Here is an 18,432-nt window from a genome sequence, read left to right as displayed (position 1 = left end):
AAGATTTACAGTTTAAGCGCTTTTACTGTTTCATCGATATCAAGTTCATCTTCAGTAAAAACAATTTCTGTTCCGTGCATTGTGGTGATCGCAAGTTTTCTCAACGTGCGCATATTATTGGCATTATCCGCTGATTTAGGTCTGATGCTATTCATTAAAGTACCGACAGAAAGTACAGTGTTTTCTTTATTGATATGCGTATCAGCAGATACTTCCTCACTATAAATTCGAAATGATTTAATGGATGTTAACTTAATTCGCTCACCAGCAATATAAACATACTTGCTATCAGGGATCACTTTCACAGCGTAAGCAGATAGGCCTTTAGTATTTGTGGTTGGTTCAAACGTGACGTTTGCATCTGTCTTTATCAAAGCAGGGTTGGCAACTTTAATCACATGAAAATAACGGTTATCACCGTTTTCATCTTTAATAAATCCAAAACCTTTATCTTCAAACCACTTTGTGATTATTCCGTTCATTGCCATTATTATCGCCTACTTAGTCATTTATCTACAAAAATTTCCTGATGCAGTATAAAGCACAATGCTTATACAGACTATGCCTGTGAGCGAATAAGCACTTTGCTTATTACCACATCAAATCATCTGGGATTTTAAAATCAGCATAAGGATCGTCTTCATCTTGTTCTGTCTCGCTAAGCGCGTTATTTAACAAGATACAGTCCACATCTCTTTGTGTAATTTTATCCGCTACACTTGCTGGAATAATTGCGTATTCCATTTTACCTACACTATCCAGACGAGCAATGGCAAGACGCCCACTAATCAATTGAGATTGTGTCAGTTTATCCACCACGATGTTTTTAATCACATTATTGTCAGTGAAGTTAAAATCAATATCACCTTTTGCTGGCGTAATTCTATTCATCTCAATCAGTTGCTTAACTTGCGCTTTATATTCTTTAGATAAAGCTGCTTGTTTTTGTTGTTCACTAAGCAGTTTATCGCGCTCAAGTTGGGCTTTTTTATTTTCTTCTACGGCTTCTCTTGCTTCTCGCGCTTGAACACGTGATTTTTTTGCCGTTCTTTGGACTTTTGCCATTTTTTTACTAGTCACAAGCCCTGCTTTTAACATCTGCTCTTGTAAGGTAAGTTTTGCCATTTTTATGCCTAAATTTGCTCAATCATTTTTGAAATTATACCTGTAATTTCCAAGAGTGCATCAGATTGTAAGATTGGTGGTTTATTAGAAAAAATAGGCCTTGTGAGATTTGAACCTATCCATGTATTTAGAGTATATTGGAAAAACTATCACCAAATCTTCTCTTATAACAGGTAATACTAACAATGGCTCTGATCCCAAAAAACTATGCACGTTTAGAAAGTGGTTACCGTGAAAAAGCACTGAAAATCTACCCATGGGTATGCGGACGTTGTGCGCGCGAGTTTGTCTACTCGAACTTACGTGAACTAACCGTTCATCATATTGATCACGACCATACCAATAATCCAGAAGACGGCAGTAACTGGGAGTTATTGTGTCTATTTTGCCATGATCATGAACACTCTAAATACACCGAAGCAGACCAATACGGCACAACCGTTATCGCCGGTGAAGATGCACAAGATGATATTGGTGCAGCAACCTATAATCCTTTTGCTGATTTAAAGTCGATGCTCAATAAGAAAAAATAGTATTAGTAATATCTGCAAATAATATAAAAATAACGCTGTTGATTTAGTGAATATAATAAAAATAGTAAGGCTCCTCTTTTTACTGATCTATTTCAGTAAGCCTTCCTATATTCTAGCACTCAACATTTTATCCATATTTAATTATCATAATGAAGTTTTTAACACTCATTTTATTAAAAAATAATTGGCAAATTAAATTCATTTAAATAACCAGATAACCAATACCATTAAAGAGTTATTTTCATTAGAAAACACAATCAATTTATTAAATAGAAAACCAATCACTCTACATCAAAAAAACCTTTGTTTTCTTTATATTAATTGGATCACATCTCAATATTTCTATATAACTTCTTAAATAAATTAATAATAAGTGCAATTAATTATGAACACCATAAAAGAAAACTATTTAAATAGTTTATTAACTTATAAGAAAACAATAAGATAAATTTAAACTCATTAGCAATATAATAAATCTCAAAATTTCAAATCAATACAAAATTACCTTGATTTCTTCATACTCACTTAGCTAAATTAAAACCAAGGAAAATCTAATTAAGTTATTATTTTAAATATTTATGGCATTACTTCTTATATATTAGCGATAAATAACATCACCATTTCATTACTGCTTGATATATAAAACTATTGGCTAACAATTAGCATTATTAGGAAGTTATTCAAACAATGAATAAACAACGTTATTTAAAATTGGGACTGTTCTTTTTTTATTTTTTATCTATTCCGTTAATTGCAGAGCCATATACTTCCCCTACACCGGCAGAACAAGCCGTGTCGATTGATGTTCGAGAACAACAGCGCCAACAAGAACGTGAACAAATATTACAACAGCAAAATAGACCCAATGTTGATACTCGCCTTTCTCACTCAGATATCGAACTTCCTGACTACCCTCTTAATGAAAAACCCTGTTTTTTGATTAATACCCTTACGCTTGAAGGCGAAGCTTCTCATGATTTCCAATGGGCACTAAAAGCGGTAAATGACGCTAAAGATCATTGCCTTGGTGGACAGGGTATTTTGTTAGTCGTGAACAAAATTCAAAATGAAATATTATCAAAAGGCTATGTCACCACTCGAGTTATGGTACAAGAGCAAGATCTTACACAAGGTCATTTAACGCTCACACTACAACCCGGTCGTATTGATACCATTCGTTTTGAAGATAATGTCTCGTGGCGTGCTCGTTTATGGAATGCGATCCCCACATCATCAGGCAATATTATTAACTTACGTGATATTGAACAAGGGCTGGAAAATTTTAAACGGGTACCGAATGTCACAGCAAATATTCAAATTGTCCCCGGCAAAGAAGATGCCACCAGTGATTTAGTGGTGAGTTGGCAAGAACAGCGCCCTGTACGGCTAAGTTTGGGGTTAGATGATAGCGGTTCAAAAAGCACTGGCCGTTATTTAGGTTCGGCGACATTGGCCATTGATGCACCTTTCTCTCAAAACGATCTGTTCTATGCCAATATCAGTAAAGATTACTTTGATCATGGTCCTTTTGGTAATCGCTCATATACGTTTAATTATTTTATTCCCGTAGGATATTGGTCATTTTCCGCAAATTATAACCATTATACCTATCACCAAAATATTCCTAACGCTAATGAAGTACTTCGTTATAGCGGCAAAAGTGACAATGCACAATTTACGGTGTCACGACTGCTATTCCGTAATCAATTTCATAAAACCACCCTGAATATACGTGCTTATCGTAAACATTCGACCAATGCCGTCAATGAGATTGATATTGACCAACAACATCGTCGTACCGCGGGATGGGAAATTGGGCTCAATCAACGCAGTTACTTCGGTACTTCTACATTAGATACCAACATTAACTGGCGTCGAGGTACAGCGGCATTTCATGCATTGCCCGCACCAGAAGAAGCAACTGATAGCGGCAGTGCAAGAACAGGTCTGTTTTTAGGTGATATCAATTTTAATCAGCCTTTTTCTTTGGGTAAGCAGCCTTGGCGCTGGAACACCTCATTACGTGGTCAATGGAGTCAACACGCGTTAACGCCACAAGACCGCATGGCGATTGGTGGGCGTTATACCGTGCGCGGTTTTGATGGCGAGCAAAACCTATCGGGTGAAAAAGCCCTGCTTTGGCGCAATGACATTGCGTGGAACCTGTTTTCTCAAGGACAAGAGCTCTATTTAGGTATCGACTATGGTCGAGTTGAAGGACAAAACACACGCTACCTCGTGGGACACCAATTAGCGGGTACAGCATTGGGTTTACGCGGCTCACTATGGTCTCGAATAAGTTATGACGTTTTTGTGGGTACACCACTTTATAAACCCGAAGGGTTCCATACTTCAGGTGCGACCACTGGTTTTACTCTTAATGTAGAGATTTAGTCTTTCTGTGGCAGTTATTCCCTTGGTTTAACTAATCCTTTCTCTTTTTTTTGGATTGTTGATTTTAAAGGTATTATTTATGAATAAGCATTGTTATCGCCTTATCTTCAGCCGTACCCATGGGGAATTACGTGTTGTTTCAGAATTAACCAAAAGTTGTAGTGCTGAAGCAGGACAAACAAGGGGCTCCCAAGGTGTACGTTTATGGGTAACACTACGTCGCACCATATTGTTATTATGGCTAGTTTTAGGCAGCAATAGTGCATTGGCTGATGGTATTATTGCCGATAATCGAGCACCTCAAAATCAACGTCCTGATGTTATTAATACGCAAAATGGTCTACAACAAGTCAATATTGTTGCCCCCAATAGTGCAGGCATATCTCATAACCAATACCGTCAATTTGATGTTGAGCAAAAAGGGGCAATCTTAAATAACTCTGTGGTAATGACGTCAACACAAACCGCAGGCATGATCCAAGGAAATCCTAATTTAAATTCCAATACAGCCCCTGCTCGTGTCATTCTCAACGAAATTAACAGTAATAATCCTAGCCAGATAAAAGGTTTTCTTGAAGTTGCTGGTAGTAAAGCACAAGTGATTGTTGCCAACCCAGCAGGCATTATTTGTAATGGCTGTGGCACCATCAATGCAGGAAGAATGACCTTAACAACAGGTAAACCCCAGCTCGATAGTGACGGAAGTCTAGTGGGTTACCAAGTTGAACGAGGCGTGATCCGCATTGAGGGGGGTGGCTTAAATGGTGATAGCCGCCATGATACTCAATATGTGGATTTATTAGCGAGAGCAGTAGAAATCAATGCCGGAGTATGGGCAAAAGAAAAAATTGATGTCGTTGCCGGTCGCAATAATATCGATGCACAAAATAAAGCTACCGCACTGAATAATAAAGAAAATAAAGACAGCAACATTCAACCGGAATTTGCCATTGATATGGGACAAATGGGGGGAATGTACAGCGGTCAAATTCGCATGGTGGGTACTGAAGATGGCGTTGGTGTTCGCAATCAAGCAGGTCACTTGCAAGCCGATAAAACCTTAACCGTTACCAGTAATGGACAATTAGTTTGGCAATCGACTAAAGCACAAGAAGCCATCACCCAAGCAGGTAGCAATATCATGTTATTGGCAAAAGGTGATATGACACACCAAGGTAAATTACATAGCGGTGGTGCATTACATGTTGAAAGCCAAGCAGGTGCGCTTATTCAATCAGGCACACTAGCCGCAGCGCGAGATGTCACCTTAACCGCTAAAAAAGAGATACAGACACAAGGTAATTTACTTGCTGGCAGCAATCTAAATAGCCAAATCAACCAAGATGCCAACCTTACCTTAAGCAGTGAAAATAATATTCGCGCTAATGGTCATTTGCTCAGTAAAAAAGAGATTAATGCAACAGCGAAGAATGTCGATTTAAGTCAAAGCCAAATTGCGGCATCGACGTTAACACTGAATGCCACACAAGGTGACGTGCGTTTAAATAACACGCAAATTGACACCAATAAAACAAATATTGTAGCAACAGGAGATATCTCGTCTCGACAGGCACAAATTAAAACCCAAAACTGGGATATCAATACCAATAATCTCTTTAACCAAAAAGGAATTTGGACACAAACGGGAAAAAGCGAAAGTGGTTTAGCATTACGCGGACAACTGGATAATACCGAGGGCAGCATTGAAGCCTATCAATTAAAACTCAATGCTGGCAGTCTACATAATCAAAACGGCCGTTTAGTTACACTTAATAGCGCAAAACAACATTGGCAATTTCAGGGTGAACTCAATAATCAGCAGGGCATATTAGGTAATAATGGCGCACTTACTCTCGATGCGAATACTATTAATAACCAATCAGGTGACATTAAAAGCCAATCGGAATTAACGCTAACAACAAAATCAGGCATTGATAATCAAAAAGGTCGCTTACTTTCAGGTCATGAGTTGGTTTTAAATACCAATAATATAATTAATAACCAATTAGGTACGATCAATAGTCGCCAAGTCGAGATTAAAACAGGCTCACTAAATAACACTCAAGGACAATTAGTTAGCCAAGACGCACTTACGCTTTCAACCACAAAAGCACTGAATAATAGCCAAGGCATTATCGCAGCAGGTAAAGCATTAACCTTATCCACACAAGGCGATTTGAATAATAAAAAAGGAACGATCCAAAGTGAAAATTTATTTAATCTCTTCGCAAAAAATATCGATAACCAAGAAGGACAACTACTTTCTAGTAAAAATATGGCATTAACAACGGAGACGTTAATGTCTGATAAAGGCAATATCAGTGCAAAAACACTTTCGCTTCAAGCCAACACCATCCGTAATATTGCTGGAAAGATCATTGGGCAAGAGAAGCTCGATATCACGGCAAATAAGTCGCTTGATAATACACTTGGCACAATACTGACGAATAAAGATCTGTCTCTTACCAATAGCGGCGATATTAATAATCAACAAGGTATTTTACAAAGTGGTGGCAATGCCAAAATTGAAGCCCAAAATCTTCAAAATAGCCAAGGAAAAATACTTGCTGGGCAACAAATCACACTAAATAGCCAAGAAAAACTCGATAACCAAACTGGCGAAATTAGCGCTAAATCACTTGTTATTACGACAAACCAATTAGCCAATCAGCAAGGTAAACTTGTTGCGACTCAAAACCTTGAGTTGACCTCTCATCAATCCATCAATAATACCCTTGGCTTGCTTGAAGCAGGTCAACATCTCATGGCAAAAACGCACGGCATTTGGAATAACCAACGCGGTGTTACACAAGCTGAAAGTCAGGTAGTAGCTCACGCTAATACGCTTGATAATACAGAGGGATATTTACAATCAGCAGATGCTCTCACCTTAAATACTGACGGCAATGTAATTAATACCGCAGGTAAAATCACCGCGCAGCAAACATTAGATTGGCAAGGCGCTGAAACCAGCCAATTTAATAACAATAACGGGATAGTACACAGTCATGGCGCTTTAACCTTCAAGGGCGGTCAATTAACCAATCAACAACAAGGTAATATTGTTAGCCTAAAAGCATTACAACTCTGGTTAAAAAACGATTTACTCAACCAAGACGGTAAACTCACTAGTCATGAAAATACCTTAATTAAGGCAAATAATGTTATTAACACTCAAGGTGAGATAAATGCATTAAATCAGTTAGATATTCAGTTGGTTAATCAACTGGATAATCGTCAAGGCCGCCTTTTTAGCCAATCATCACAATACTTACAAGCGGCTAATATTCTTAATATAAAAGGTTGGATAGGCAGTTTGGGCAGTTGGTCTGCTAAAACAGCTATTTTTAATAACCAAGCTGGGCAAATTCAAAGCCAAAAAGCAACGAATTTAACAGGTAATATCTTTAATAATAACAACGGTATTTTCCAATCCAACGATAATATTGATTTGCGTATTGCAAATAATATTAACAATACACAAGGCAAAATCAGTGCACAAAAAGCGATTAATGCACGAGGTGAACTGCCTCAAAGTAAAATTGATTCTATCCTCAATCAATCAGGGCAATGGTTAACTGGAAATACACTGACATTACTTGCAAAAAATATCGATAATTCACTGCAAGGCTTGCTGTATAGCCAAAAACAGATGCAGCTTCTGGTTGAAAATGAACTAGATAATCGCCAAGGAAAATTACAAAGCGCAGACGCTCTCTTATTAACGGCAAAATCACTACAAAATCAATCGGGGTCAATTGATAGTCAACAGGCTATTACCCTAACCTTATCGGGTTTATTGAATAACACCCTTGGTAAAATTAGAAGTCATCAACATCAATCAATTCACGCTTCCCAAGTACAAAATCAGCAAGGGCAATTAGTTTCAACACAAGCGCTAAATATTAAAACAACCCAATTTGATAACCACAATAACGGCATCTTAAGTAGCCAAGGAATATTAAATCTCACTACAGATACGTTAAACAACCGTGATAATGGTTTGATTTGGGGCACAACTCGAAATGAGATTTCTGCAAAAAACATCGATAACACACAAGGACGACTACAAAGTAACGACCGGTTATCACTGATAAATCTGACTTCGCTTGATAACCAACAAGGGAATATTTTAGCCAATGACAGCATTGAGATTAATGCCAAAAATCCTCCTTTCACTTCACCATTAGTTTTATTAAATCAACAAGGTGTAATCCAAAGTGGTAATAAACTCACGGTTAATACGCAGACCATCGATAATCAAGGTGGAACCTTACAAAGTCAAAATGCATTAACACTGACTGCGGCACAAGACTATATACAACGAGCTGGCGATATACTAAGTAGTAATCATTCACTCTCCCTTTCTATTACAGGCGCTTTTACAAACTTAACCCACTGGTTACTACCCAGTGAGTTAACAATAAAGAGCGCACAGTTTACCAACCAAGGCTCACTCGTCAGTAAAGCGCTTACTCTCACAAGCGATATTGCGCGCAACACCGGACGTCTTGAAGCAGATGATTTTGCTTTTAAGATAAATCGGTTGGATAACACGGCAACCTTAATGGGCGATAACGCAGTGATCAACGCGAACGTTATCGATAACAAAGGAAAAGATGCCGTTATCGCCATGACACAATCGTCGGATTTAACAGCGCGCGACAGCATAACTAATCATAGCGGTGCGATGATTTACAGTGGTGACAAATTATCACTATCAAGCGTACTGATTGAAAATAAAGCAAGTGTGATAGAAGCCGAAGGTGATATTTCGCTTAGTGCGAAGCAACTAAATAACTTACGTGAAGGCTTAAGTATTGAGCGAGAAGCTGAAACCAGTCATTACCGTTGGCATCGTTATAACTATTATTGGCGCTCTTTTGAAGTTGAGCATCATAACGATAGTCGCCAAATGGCACCAACGACTCAACAACTCACTTTTAAAAATGAGCAAGCTGCTATCGACAACCCATATGGTACGCTACTTGAAATTGACCCAAATAATAAACGAGCGCAAGTTAGGGTTAAAAACAATAAGGGGCAATTGACTGATATTTGGGTCAACTATCTCGCGTTAAAACCCAACAGTGATGGTAGTTATGCCATGACTTTCTATGAAACACGAGGTCATGCTAACCGCCAGAAAAATACACCAACCCCTTACCATAATACGGTGTGGCGTGAGCACAATCGTGGCTACAATGAAATTTGGGCTCCTGAACAACACCTTGATATCGATAATCTTCTTTATGTTAGTGACTATAGCGGCTTAAGAGAACGAACCGTATTTGGAACCGCCACTCGCGATAAATTGATTTCTGAAGGCATCGAAGCTCGTATTCTTTCCGGTGGAAAGATGAAAGTGAATGTTTCTGAGGTGCTTTTCAATGATGCGAGTACAATTATTTCAACGGGGAATCAATCCATTGAAGGTAGCGGAAAACTTGAGAACAAAGCCTATTCCGTTAATGAACATCGCCAAGAAAAGATTGTTGATCATTATGATATTAGTGGAAATCATTGGTACCCTTCATTTGATCATGATGAAACCACCGCATTAACTCCCATTGATAGCGTTATTTCAGGAAATGGTAATGTCACCATCAAAGGCATTTCCATTACCAACACCACGGTTAATGCGGCACAAATTAATGACATTGAAGCCGCATTAAAAGCAGTAGATGCGCAACGTGCTGAATTTGCACATAATCCCCTCGCCTTTCAGATCGAGGGGGCAAATAAACAGGAAGTGAATACTGATTTTATTGTCAGCGATAAAACAACGTTAACTCATTCTGATGCAACCTCACCACTCGAACGCCCTCTTTTACCTGCTGAAATTGCACTGACTGAAAAACAACATTTAGGCAATATCGCCACCGAGATCCCCAATAACGGACTCTTTCGACAACATTTATCGCCAGATAGCCCATTCTTAATTGTTACTGATGAGCGTTTTACTCGCCGCAGTAAATTTATTAGTAGTGATTATCTGCTCTCTCGTGTGGATTATTCACCTTCTCAAGTGCATAAACGATTAGGTGATGGAGCCTACGAACAACGCCTTGTTCGTGAACAGGTTTTAAAATTAACTGGACGCCCTTCTCTTTATGAAGGGGATGCGATGACGCAGTATCAATTCTTAATGAACAATGGTGCTAACGTCGCCAGTGATTTTAATTTACGCCCCGGAGTGTCATTAACGCCTGAACAAATTGCGGCATTACAACAAGATATCGTTTGGTTAGTCAGTGAATCGGTGGATACCGCACAAGGCTCACAAACGGTGTTAGTACCAAAAGTATACTTAGCAAATAAAACCTTAAACTTACTCAGCAGTGGTGCCATTGTCAGTGGTAATAATTTACATCTTTCTGCCAATAGCGTGAATAATGCTGGGCAACTACTGGCAAATAAAGGCATCGACATTGATGCCAAACAATTTGCACATCAAGGTGGCGATATTCATGCAGAAAACATTAATATTCAAGCTGATAGCATTACACTGAGTACCCATTTACAAGACGCCTTACGCCAAGCGTCATTAAGTGGCAGCAATATTTCGTTAAAAGGCAATGATATTCAGCTACAAGGCGCAAAACTGGATGCATTAAACGATATCAATCTCAATGCCCGTGATAATTTAGCCATCACCACCGCAAGAAGTACGCATTCAGGGGAAATTAGTGTGATTTCCGGCGCAATGGGTAATCGCACCAGTGACGGAATAGAACCAGCAGGAGAACACCGTCTCGCCCAAATAAGTGGTGAATGGCAACGCGCTCAAGGCAGCGAACTTAATGCTGGTGGTGATCTCAATTTAACCGCAGGAAAAGATATCACCTTGCAAGGTAGCCAAGCCAAAGCGAGTGAACAACTTACCGTCAATGCTGGCGATAGTCTCAATATTATTGCCGATAGCACCATCACCAAAACGCATCTTGAAGCCAATAGTAGTACCTCTTCTGTTAGCAATACTCGCGAAGAAGAACGTCTGCTATTAAGCACCTTAAGTGGCGATAAAGGGGTGATATTAAATGCAGGTAATGCACTCACAACACAAGGTGCTCAAGTTGATAGTCAAGAGAGCAAAATCAGTATTAACGCGCAGCATATTGATATTCATGCAGCAAATCAGCATCTTGAAGATCAAGATAACGAGCAAGTTAACAGTGGCAGTAAACGTAGTGACCGTGTGGTTGAAACCTCGCAAAATAGTGTTACTGGTAGCACGTTTAGTGGGCAACAAGGTGTCGATATTGTCGCACATAAGCATGATATCAATGTTACAGGCAGTACACTGCACAGTGAAAAGGGGGCAATTGATTTAACAGCTAAACAAAATATCACCCTTAATAGCGCAACAGAAACACAGAGTGAGTTTCTAGAACAACATTCAAATAGCAAAGGCTTTTTAAGCTCAAGCAGTACCCACATTGTCCAACATAACCACGTTACACGCGAACAAGGTAGCGTTATCAGTGGTGAACAAGTCAATATCAATGCAGGTAAGGATATTCAAGTTAGCGGCTCTTCCGTTGTGGCAGAAAATGATGTCACGCTAAAAGCGGGCAATAATGTAGATATTGTTGCAGCAACAGAAACGGATTCGCATTACTTACTGGAAGAGAAAAAGCGCAGGGGTGTCTTTAGTAATGGCGGTATTGGTTTCACCATCGGTCAGCAATCTTCTCGTCATCAAGTCGATGAACAAGGTACCACACAAAGCCAAAGCGCCAGCACCATTGGCAGTACCCAAGGTAATGTCAATATTACCGCCAATGATAAATTGCATATTGGTGGTGCTGATATTGTCGCCAATAAAGAGATCAATTTGACGGGTGATAGCGTTCAAATCGACCCCGGTTTTGATAAACGTACCCGTGAAGAGACCTTTGAGTCGAAACAAAGTGGCTTAAGTGTAGCGTTATCAGGCACCGTAGGCAGTGCACTCAATACGGCGGTGAGTACCGCACAACAAGCGAGAAAAGAGAGCGATGGTCGCTTAAGTGCACTACAAGGGACTAAAGCCGCACTCTCTGGTGTGCAAGCAGGACTTGCTTATCAACAAGACAGTTTAACTTCACAAGCCGCCGCCGCGAAAAATGCAGAAACAGGTGTGAAAGCCGGTGATGACGGCGCTGAAAAAGGCGCGACAAATACCATTGGTGTGAGCGTCTCTTATGGTAGCCAATCTTCGAAAAGCGAGACACACACTGAAAGTGCCGTTTCTCAAGGCAGTACACTCAATGCAGGGCAAAACCTCTCAATTACCGCCACAGGTAAAAATAAAGAGAAAACCAGCGGTGATATTGCCATTGAAGGAAGCCAACTTAAAGCAGGTAACGAAATCACCTTAAATGCGGCACAAGATATCCATCTCTCATCTGCGCAAAATAGTGAAAGCACTCAAAGCAAAAATAGCAGCAAAGGCGGCAGTGTAGGGGTTGGCTTAGGCGTAGGTGAAGGCGGTGCTGGTGTTAATCTTTCAGCTAGCGTAAATGCCGGTAAAGGTCGCGAGAATAGCAATGGCGTCACTCACACAGAAACCACCTTAAATGCCGGTAAGCAAGTGAATCTTACCAGCGAGCGCGATACAACGCTTAAAGGGGCACAAGTCAGCGGTGAACAGATCACGGCTAATGTGGGGCGTAATCTCACCCTAGAAAGTCAGCAAGATCGCGACCATTATGATGCCAAACAGCAAAATATTAGCCTTGGCGGCGGTTATACTCTCGGCTCTGGTAATCCAACCCTTAATTTTAGTGCGAGTAAAGACAAGCTACACAGCAATTACGACAGCGTTAAAGAGCAAACTGGGCTGTTTGCTGGCAAAGAGGGCTTTGATGTTAAGGTAAAAGAGCATACTCAGCTTGATGGCGCAGTGATTGCATCAACTGCCGATAAAGACAAAAACAGCCTTGAAACGGGCACGTTAGGCTGGAACGATATCCACAATAAAGCCGAGTTTGAAGCCTCACACAGTGGTGTCTCAATGAGTACCGGTGGACCTGTAGGCAAAGATCTGCTGAATAACATGGTCGGTGGATTACTATCGAACGCGAATAACCAAGATAATGCGCAAGGCACAACCAAAACCGCGGTTTCTGATGGTAAATGGCTTATTCGTGATACCGACAATCAAACCCAAAATATCACCCAATTAAGCCGCGATACTGAACATGCCAATGACGGCAGTATCAACCCGATCTTTGATAAAGATAAAGAGCAAAATCGCTTAAAACAAGCCCAGCTAATTGGCGAAATCGGCAATCAGGCGATGGATATTATTCGCACCCAAGGGGATATCGTGGGCTTAAAACAAGCACAAGCAAAACATCCAAACTTGAGTGTGAATGAGCTGCGTGAAACCAAAGAGTACAACCACGCGATGGAACGCTTTGGTACAGGCAGTGATTTACAAAAAGCCGCCCAAGCGGTGACGGGGACATTAACCGCATTATCTGGCAATAATCTTGCTGGTGCATTAGCCAGTGGGGCATCACCTTATCTCGCCACTGAAATCAAGGAACGGACTACAGTCGATGGTGAAGTCAATATCGCCGCGAATGCGTTAGCGCATACGATTTTAGGCGCAGTGACTGCCGAGCTGAATAATCAATCGGCTGTAGCTGGCGGTTTAGGCGCTGGCGGCGGTGAATTAGCCGCTAGAGTTATCGCCTCAAACCTCTACCCTAATAAAACAATCAGCGAACTTACTGAAAACGAAAAACAGCAAGTCAGCGCATTAAGCCAACTCGCCGCCGGGCTTGCGGGCGGAATATCAACCGGTAATATAGAAGGTGCTATTACCGCCGCACAAACAGGGAAAAATGCGGTTGAGAATAATTTTTTCAAACCCAAAGATCTACCACCGGGTATGGCTAGTTACGGGCAATCCGTATCATCATTAGCGATTTCAATGGCACAAAATGATAACAGTATAGATGAAATCAATGCAGCCTTAACGAAAGCAGTAAAAGGAACACACCCAGAGGGGCAAGATCCAGCACTTGGAATTTTAATCGCGTGGGGTAATTTGACAGGTATTCCGCTTGATGTATTTTTAACACAGCAGGAAATGACACCTGAAAAAGCTGCTGAAATATTAAGCAACACACCACCAACAACAGAAGCGAAAACACTTCAATTTGTGGCAGCGAAAGTTTATTTAGCATTTGCAAAAAGCGGTAAGGAAATTCCAAGTTGGGATGCAGGAATAGGTCAATATCGCTTTAAAGATACAGGTAAAGTGATTGATGTTAAGCATCCTAATGGTAAGTCTGATGGGAACTCATTGCCTTATGGAAAAGATGTAACTGTGGCAGTTACATTTCCTGACGGTATACACTTTCAAATAGAATTACCGAAACATTTGGCAACAATGGATAAATTTACCCAAAAAGCAGGGGTTTCAGGTGCTCATAACGCAGATGTGTTTTATAGCGCAGCCAAAGACAAAGGTTTACAGATTATTAGTGAAACGCCTACAGGCGTGAAAGGGATTACTCAAATTGAGTATAGGATACCGACAAAGGATGCAGCAGGAAATTTAACTGGTAACTATAAGGGTAGTGGCGCGGAGCCATTTAAGAAAACAGTTTATGACCCGAAAATCTATACCGACCAAAAAATGCTAGATTTAGGACAACAGGCGGCAGCTAAAGGTTATAAAGATGCGATGGCAAGTAAAAGTGGTCAAGCTAATGCAACAGTTGATGGTGTTACCTTTAGAATATATGTCGATAAATCAACGGGAATTGTAAAAAACTTTCATCCTAATTAAGAGGTAATATGATAAAAGAGCTTTTTAATCAACATGATATTGATAACGGTGTAAATATTATTGTTGCATCATATTTTGATCGTATGTATGAGGATGGTGATTTTTTGAAAGCTATAGAATTACTCTCTCAAAGAGGAGCACTAAATACAGATGGAGCATATTGTCATTTCCCTGACATGGATAATTATGATGAAACTGAACATTTTGAAGGTGTTGAGTTTGCTATTGGGTATCCTCCAACAGAAGAAGATACCGTCATTGTAACTGAAGAAACTTGTTATCATTACGTCAGATTAGCCTGTGAAAAGTATTTAAAACTTCACCCTGAAGCTCAGACGAGTATAAATAACTTACTATCAAAAATGCCAATGTAATAAAATAGAAGAAAGATGCTAATAATAGTTAGGGGTCTTCTTTATCCACATCTACATCACTCCTCAGCCAACTGGATAATCAACCGTCTGGCTTGGCGAGTGAGGGTGTAGTGCCTACCCACCTCAAATCCCAGTTCGTTTGACCACTTCTTCTTTAACTGTCAGTGTTTTTACATCAACGCCATTTAACTAAAAATCACACTGTGTCTGTAGCAAACAGATAGCGCCTATATCAAACAAAGACAACTTTTAAACAGACACCTTTATATAGAAGGTGCTGTTACCGCCGCACAAACAGGGAAAAATGCGGTTGAGAATAACCTGATGGGGGGTACTGAAGATGGGCAAGTTAAGTTTGCTCAAGCCCATGTCAGCGATATGATGTCTTGTTCAAGCAATCCTTCAGGAGATGCTTGTATTCGCGGTCAAGCCGTTGATAGTGCGTTAAAATTAGCATTAGTATCTGGCTTGGGGGCTAATGCTCTAATTGTTGTTGCAGATACAGCTGCCGCAGGTTGTTTGACGAACCCTGTACTTTGTGCAAATGAAGTGGGCACCTTCATTATTGAAACATTAGGTGCAGAGGCGGCTCCCGCAGGTATCGCGATTACAGGTACGGCTGGCGTTACGGCTAAACTGACAAAAGAACAACTCGTTGAACTTGCCTCTTTACAGGCTGTCGCTAAAAAAGATGGTGTTGAAGTTACGCCAGAAATTGTGAATAAGGTAATTACTGGAAAGGGAACGAGTGGTTCAGCAGGCGCAGAACAAGCGAATAATGCTGCAAATAATGCACTACCTAACGTCGATCAACTTAGCCAAGCGGCTGCTTCAGCAAACAGAAATGGCCTGACCGATGCTGGACGTGCTTTACAAAAACACGGTGGTCGGGAAGGTAGTGTATACACCTATACAGATCAGAAAGCAGCAACCTTGAATAAGGAAGCACAGAATATTGTTAATGACATTTTGACAACACCAGGAACAAAAATAGAATCTCGATATATCACTGAAAATAAGCAGCGGATCAAAGTCATTGAGGCTACAGCACCTGATGGTAGAGCGTTGAGATTTAATGAGGATGGCAGCAAGCTAATCGGGTTTAGAGAGCCATAAAATATAGGAGGATGTAATGTTAGAATATAGTGTTGGTAGTTCAATGAACAGAGACGATCTCTATGCCGAATTATCATTTAATCGGGTTCAGTTTGCAGAGATATGTTTATCTGAGGATAGAAAATCAGTAAATATAATTATTTACCCTGATCCAGAAAATATTTTTACCTTTGACTATAACGAATTTTTACAACTAATAGAAAAAGCAAAGGAACGTCTTTTACAGTTGGAGGCGTTAGGCTAAGTAGCTAGATAAACAATAAAAGATACCAGTTAACGGCTAGGATCTAGCCTTAATCTAGCGGTTAAATCACAGCTTAGGCCGTGCCTGCTTCTGTTCATACATCGTGCTGAGCAGGCCATCAATATGCTGCTCGGTAAGGCTTAACTCGTTGAGAATAGCCAGAACACTTTTTTTTGATCGCTTAGATGCTGAGTTATTACAAGATGCAATTAATTACATAGAATATGATGAAAAAGGCCTAGCATTTGAAACTATTTGTGACCATATCAGTGAATATAACATCCCCATAACATCGGAGGAATATCTATAGCAGTTGATATTGCTATTACAGCGACAGGAAAAACAAAGCACAACATAGTGGTGATATTGCCATTGAAGGAAGCCAAAACGAAATCACCTTAAATGCGGCACAAGCGGTGACAGGTGCATTAACCGCATTATCCGGCAATAATCTTGCTGGTGCATTAGCCAGTGGGGCATCACCTTATCTCGCCACTGAAATCAAAAAATTGACTACCGTTAATGGTGAAGTGAATATCGCCGCAAATGCTCTAGCACATACAATTTTAGGCGCAGTGACCGCCGAGCTGAATAATCAATCGGCTGTGGCTGGAGGTTTAGGCGCTGGTGGCGGTGAATTAGCCGCTAGAGTTATCGCCTCAAACCTCTACCCTAATAAAGCAATCAGCGAACTTACTGAAAGCGAAAAACAGCAAGTCAGCGCATTAAGCCAACTTGCCGGAGGAATATCAACCAGTAATGGAGTTTTCCTTAATAAGAAATTTATTCCCGCTCAGCCAACTAGAGTCCCTTTTCACTCTCTTACACAGAATGGTGTATACTTGCCGGCAAGAAATTTATTCACGGTTATTAATAATGAAAGAAATCGAAAAAACACAAATTAAACTTCTTAGCGACCGTTTAGACCTTATTCGCCACAAAATGGCAAATATCTCACTGACGGAAGAAGCAGAAAAATACGCAGAGTTTGAGAAAGAAAAAGCGGCACTGGAAACTGAAATCGTTCATCTGAAAGAAGTGCGTAACAAAAAACTAAGCAAAGAAGTACAGAAGTTGGTGGGTATGCCATTCAAACGCATCATCACTAAGAGAGAACAAGCGGATATTGGCAAACTGAAAAAAGCAGTGCGAGGACTGATCATTGTCCATCCAATGACGGCATTAGGTCGCGAAATGGGATTGGATGGTATGACCGGTTTTTCTAAGACTGATTTTTAGTTAGAAAATTAATCCACCTAAAACCTATAATGACCCACTAATACTGGCTGGTTCTTAATATACTTTTCATTGTTATGAACCATCAGTAAATAATTAGCCTTCAATATTTACTATCTCCACTTCTGGCACAGAGCTGATCCTGACAATTGGAGTTAATATAAAAAAGAATAGAATAACTCCTTTTTTACCTACCTCTTTTCAGCAAATCTTTCAGCGCAGCAATATTCGCCCTCGCCCCTTCTGCCTCTTTTAATTGACGACGCTTTTAAGCATAGATATCAAATATCTCTTTGGCTTTTTCATCTGCGGCTTTCTTACTCATTCCACCAGCGCCTTGTAATACTTCACGATCGTTGAAACTTAAAAACTGATCCAGCTTAGCGAAAAACGCCGTAAACTCTCGCCCAATGCGGGCGGGGATATAAGGCGAAAAGCCCGCAGGGCTTTAAAGATCAATCAGACGTTGACTGACTCTGAACGTAGGCTCTGAACGTTTCAATCGTTGCCCCTCCGGTGCTACAGACAAAGTACGATCTCGACCACAAAAGCCCCGTTTTACTTTGCATCCGTAAATGTGTGTTTTGCTGCCGGAGCAGGCGCGACGATACTGATTTCAGA

The 18,432-nt window shown here is 40.3% G+C and carries 12 protein-coding genes and 1 pseudogene; 9 read left to right on the top strand and 4 right to left on the bottom strand.

Annotated features, from left to right (window positions below; translation table 11 throughout):
- Window positions 1-5: 5 nt before the first annotated feature.
- Together QSH13_RS09535 and QSH13_RS09530 are read right to left on the bottom strand one after the other, a co-directional pair.
- Window positions 6-488 (bottom strand): cold-shock protein, encoded by a 483-nt coding sequence (locus QSH13_RS09535; RefSeq protein WP_109396007.1) that lies wholly within the window; start codon window positions 486-488, stop codon window positions 6-8.
- 103 nt (window positions 489-591) lie between these two features.
- Window positions 592-1,125: a DUF2058 domain-containing protein gene (locus tag QSH13_RS09530; protein WP_109396008.1), complete on the bottom strand. Its 534-nt coding sequence runs from the start codon at window positions 1,123-1,125 to the stop codon at window positions 592-594.
- Window positions 1,126-1,310: 185 nt separating this feature from the next.
- Here QSH13_RS09530 and yajD point away from each other — a divergent pair, with 185 nt between their 5' ends.
- From yajD to QSH13_RS09485, 9 genes are all read left to right on the top strand, one after another.
- Window positions 1,311-1,658, top strand: a complete 348-nt coding sequence (yajD, locus tag QSH13_RS09525; RefSeq protein WP_069369463.1) for an HNH nuclease YajD — start codon at window positions 1,311-1,313, stop codon at window positions 1,656-1,658.
- 687 nt (window positions 1,659-2,345) lie between these two features.
- The gene (locus QSH13_RS09520; RefSeq protein ID WP_286039108.1) at window positions 2,346-4,052 is read left to right on the top strand and encodes a ShlB/FhaC/HecB family hemolysin secretion/activation protein; all 1,707 of its coding nucleotides are present in this window, start codon (window positions 2,346-2,348) and stop codon (window positions 4,050-4,052) included.
- Window positions 4,053-4,131: 79 nt separating this feature from the next.
- Complete coding sequence (locus tag QSH13_RS09515) at window positions 4,132-14,841, top strand: hemagglutinin repeat-containing protein (RefSeq protein WP_286039109.1); 10,710 nt, start codon at window positions 4,132-4,134, stop codon at window positions 14,839-14,841.
- 8 nt (window positions 14,842-14,849) lie between these two features.
- On the top strand, window positions 14,850-15,215 hold the full coding sequence (cdiI, locus tag QSH13_RS09510; RefSeq protein WP_109400734.1) for a ribonuclease toxin immunity protein CdiI: 366 nt from the start codon (window positions 14,850-14,852) through the stop codon (window positions 15,213-15,215).
- 231 nt (window positions 15,216-15,446) lie between these two features.
- On the top strand, window positions 15,447-16,331 hold the full coding sequence (locus tag QSH13_RS09505) for a tRNase toxin domain-containing protein (RefSeq protein ID WP_196544851.1): 885 nt from the start codon (window positions 15,447-15,449) through the stop codon (window positions 16,329-16,331).
- Window positions 16,332-16,347: 16 nt separating this feature from the next.
- Window positions 16,348-16,575: a hypothetical protein gene (locus QSH13_RS09500; RefSeq protein WP_196544850.1), complete on the top strand. Its 228-nt coding sequence runs from the start codon at window positions 16,348-16,350 to the stop codon at window positions 16,573-16,575.
- A gap of 103 nt (window positions 16,576-16,678) precedes the next feature.
- The gene (locus QSH13_RS09495; RefSeq protein WP_286039110.1) at window positions 16,679-16,885 is read left to right on the top strand and encodes a MafI family immunity protein; all 207 of its coding nucleotides are present in this window, start codon (window positions 16,679-16,681) and stop codon (window positions 16,883-16,885) included.
- A gap of 106 nt (window positions 16,886-16,991) precedes the next feature.
- A complete protein-coding gene (locus tag QSH13_RS09490) occupies window positions 16,992-17,480 on the top strand; it encodes a VENN motif pre-toxin domain-containing protein (protein WP_286039111.1) in 489 nt (162 codons plus the stop codon).
- Window positions 17,452-17,814: a YibL family ribosome-associated protein gene (locus tag QSH13_RS09485; protein WP_286039112.1), complete on the top strand. Its 363-nt coding sequence runs from the start codon at window positions 17,452-17,454 to the stop codon at window positions 17,812-17,814. The genes QSH13_RS09490 and QSH13_RS09485 overlap by 29 nt, the downstream gene beginning before the upstream one ends.
- A gap of 184 nt (window positions 17,815-17,998) precedes the next feature.
- Here the strand turns inward: QSH13_RS09485 and QSH13_RS09480 are convergent.
- Both QSH13_RS09480 and QSH13_RS09475 read right to left on the bottom strand, forming a co-directional pair.
- Window positions 17,999-18,193: pseudogene (locus QSH13_RS09480) on the bottom strand (hydroxyacid dehydrogenase); the annotation flags it as partial.
- A 73-nt stretch (window positions 18,194-18,266) separates the two neighbouring features.
- A partial coding sequence (locus QSH13_RS09475) for a transposase (protein ID WP_249718557.1) occupies window positions 18,267-18,432 on the bottom strand: 166 nt, incomplete at its 5' end.

Source organism: Proteus faecis (genome assembly GCF_030286765.1).
Taxonomy (GTDB): Bacteria; Pseudomonadota; Gammaproteobacteria; order Enterobacterales; family Enterobacteriaceae; genus Proteus; species Proteus faecis.
Note: the sequence above shows the minus strand (reverse complement) of the source record. Positions and strands in the feature narration are given on the sequence as shown.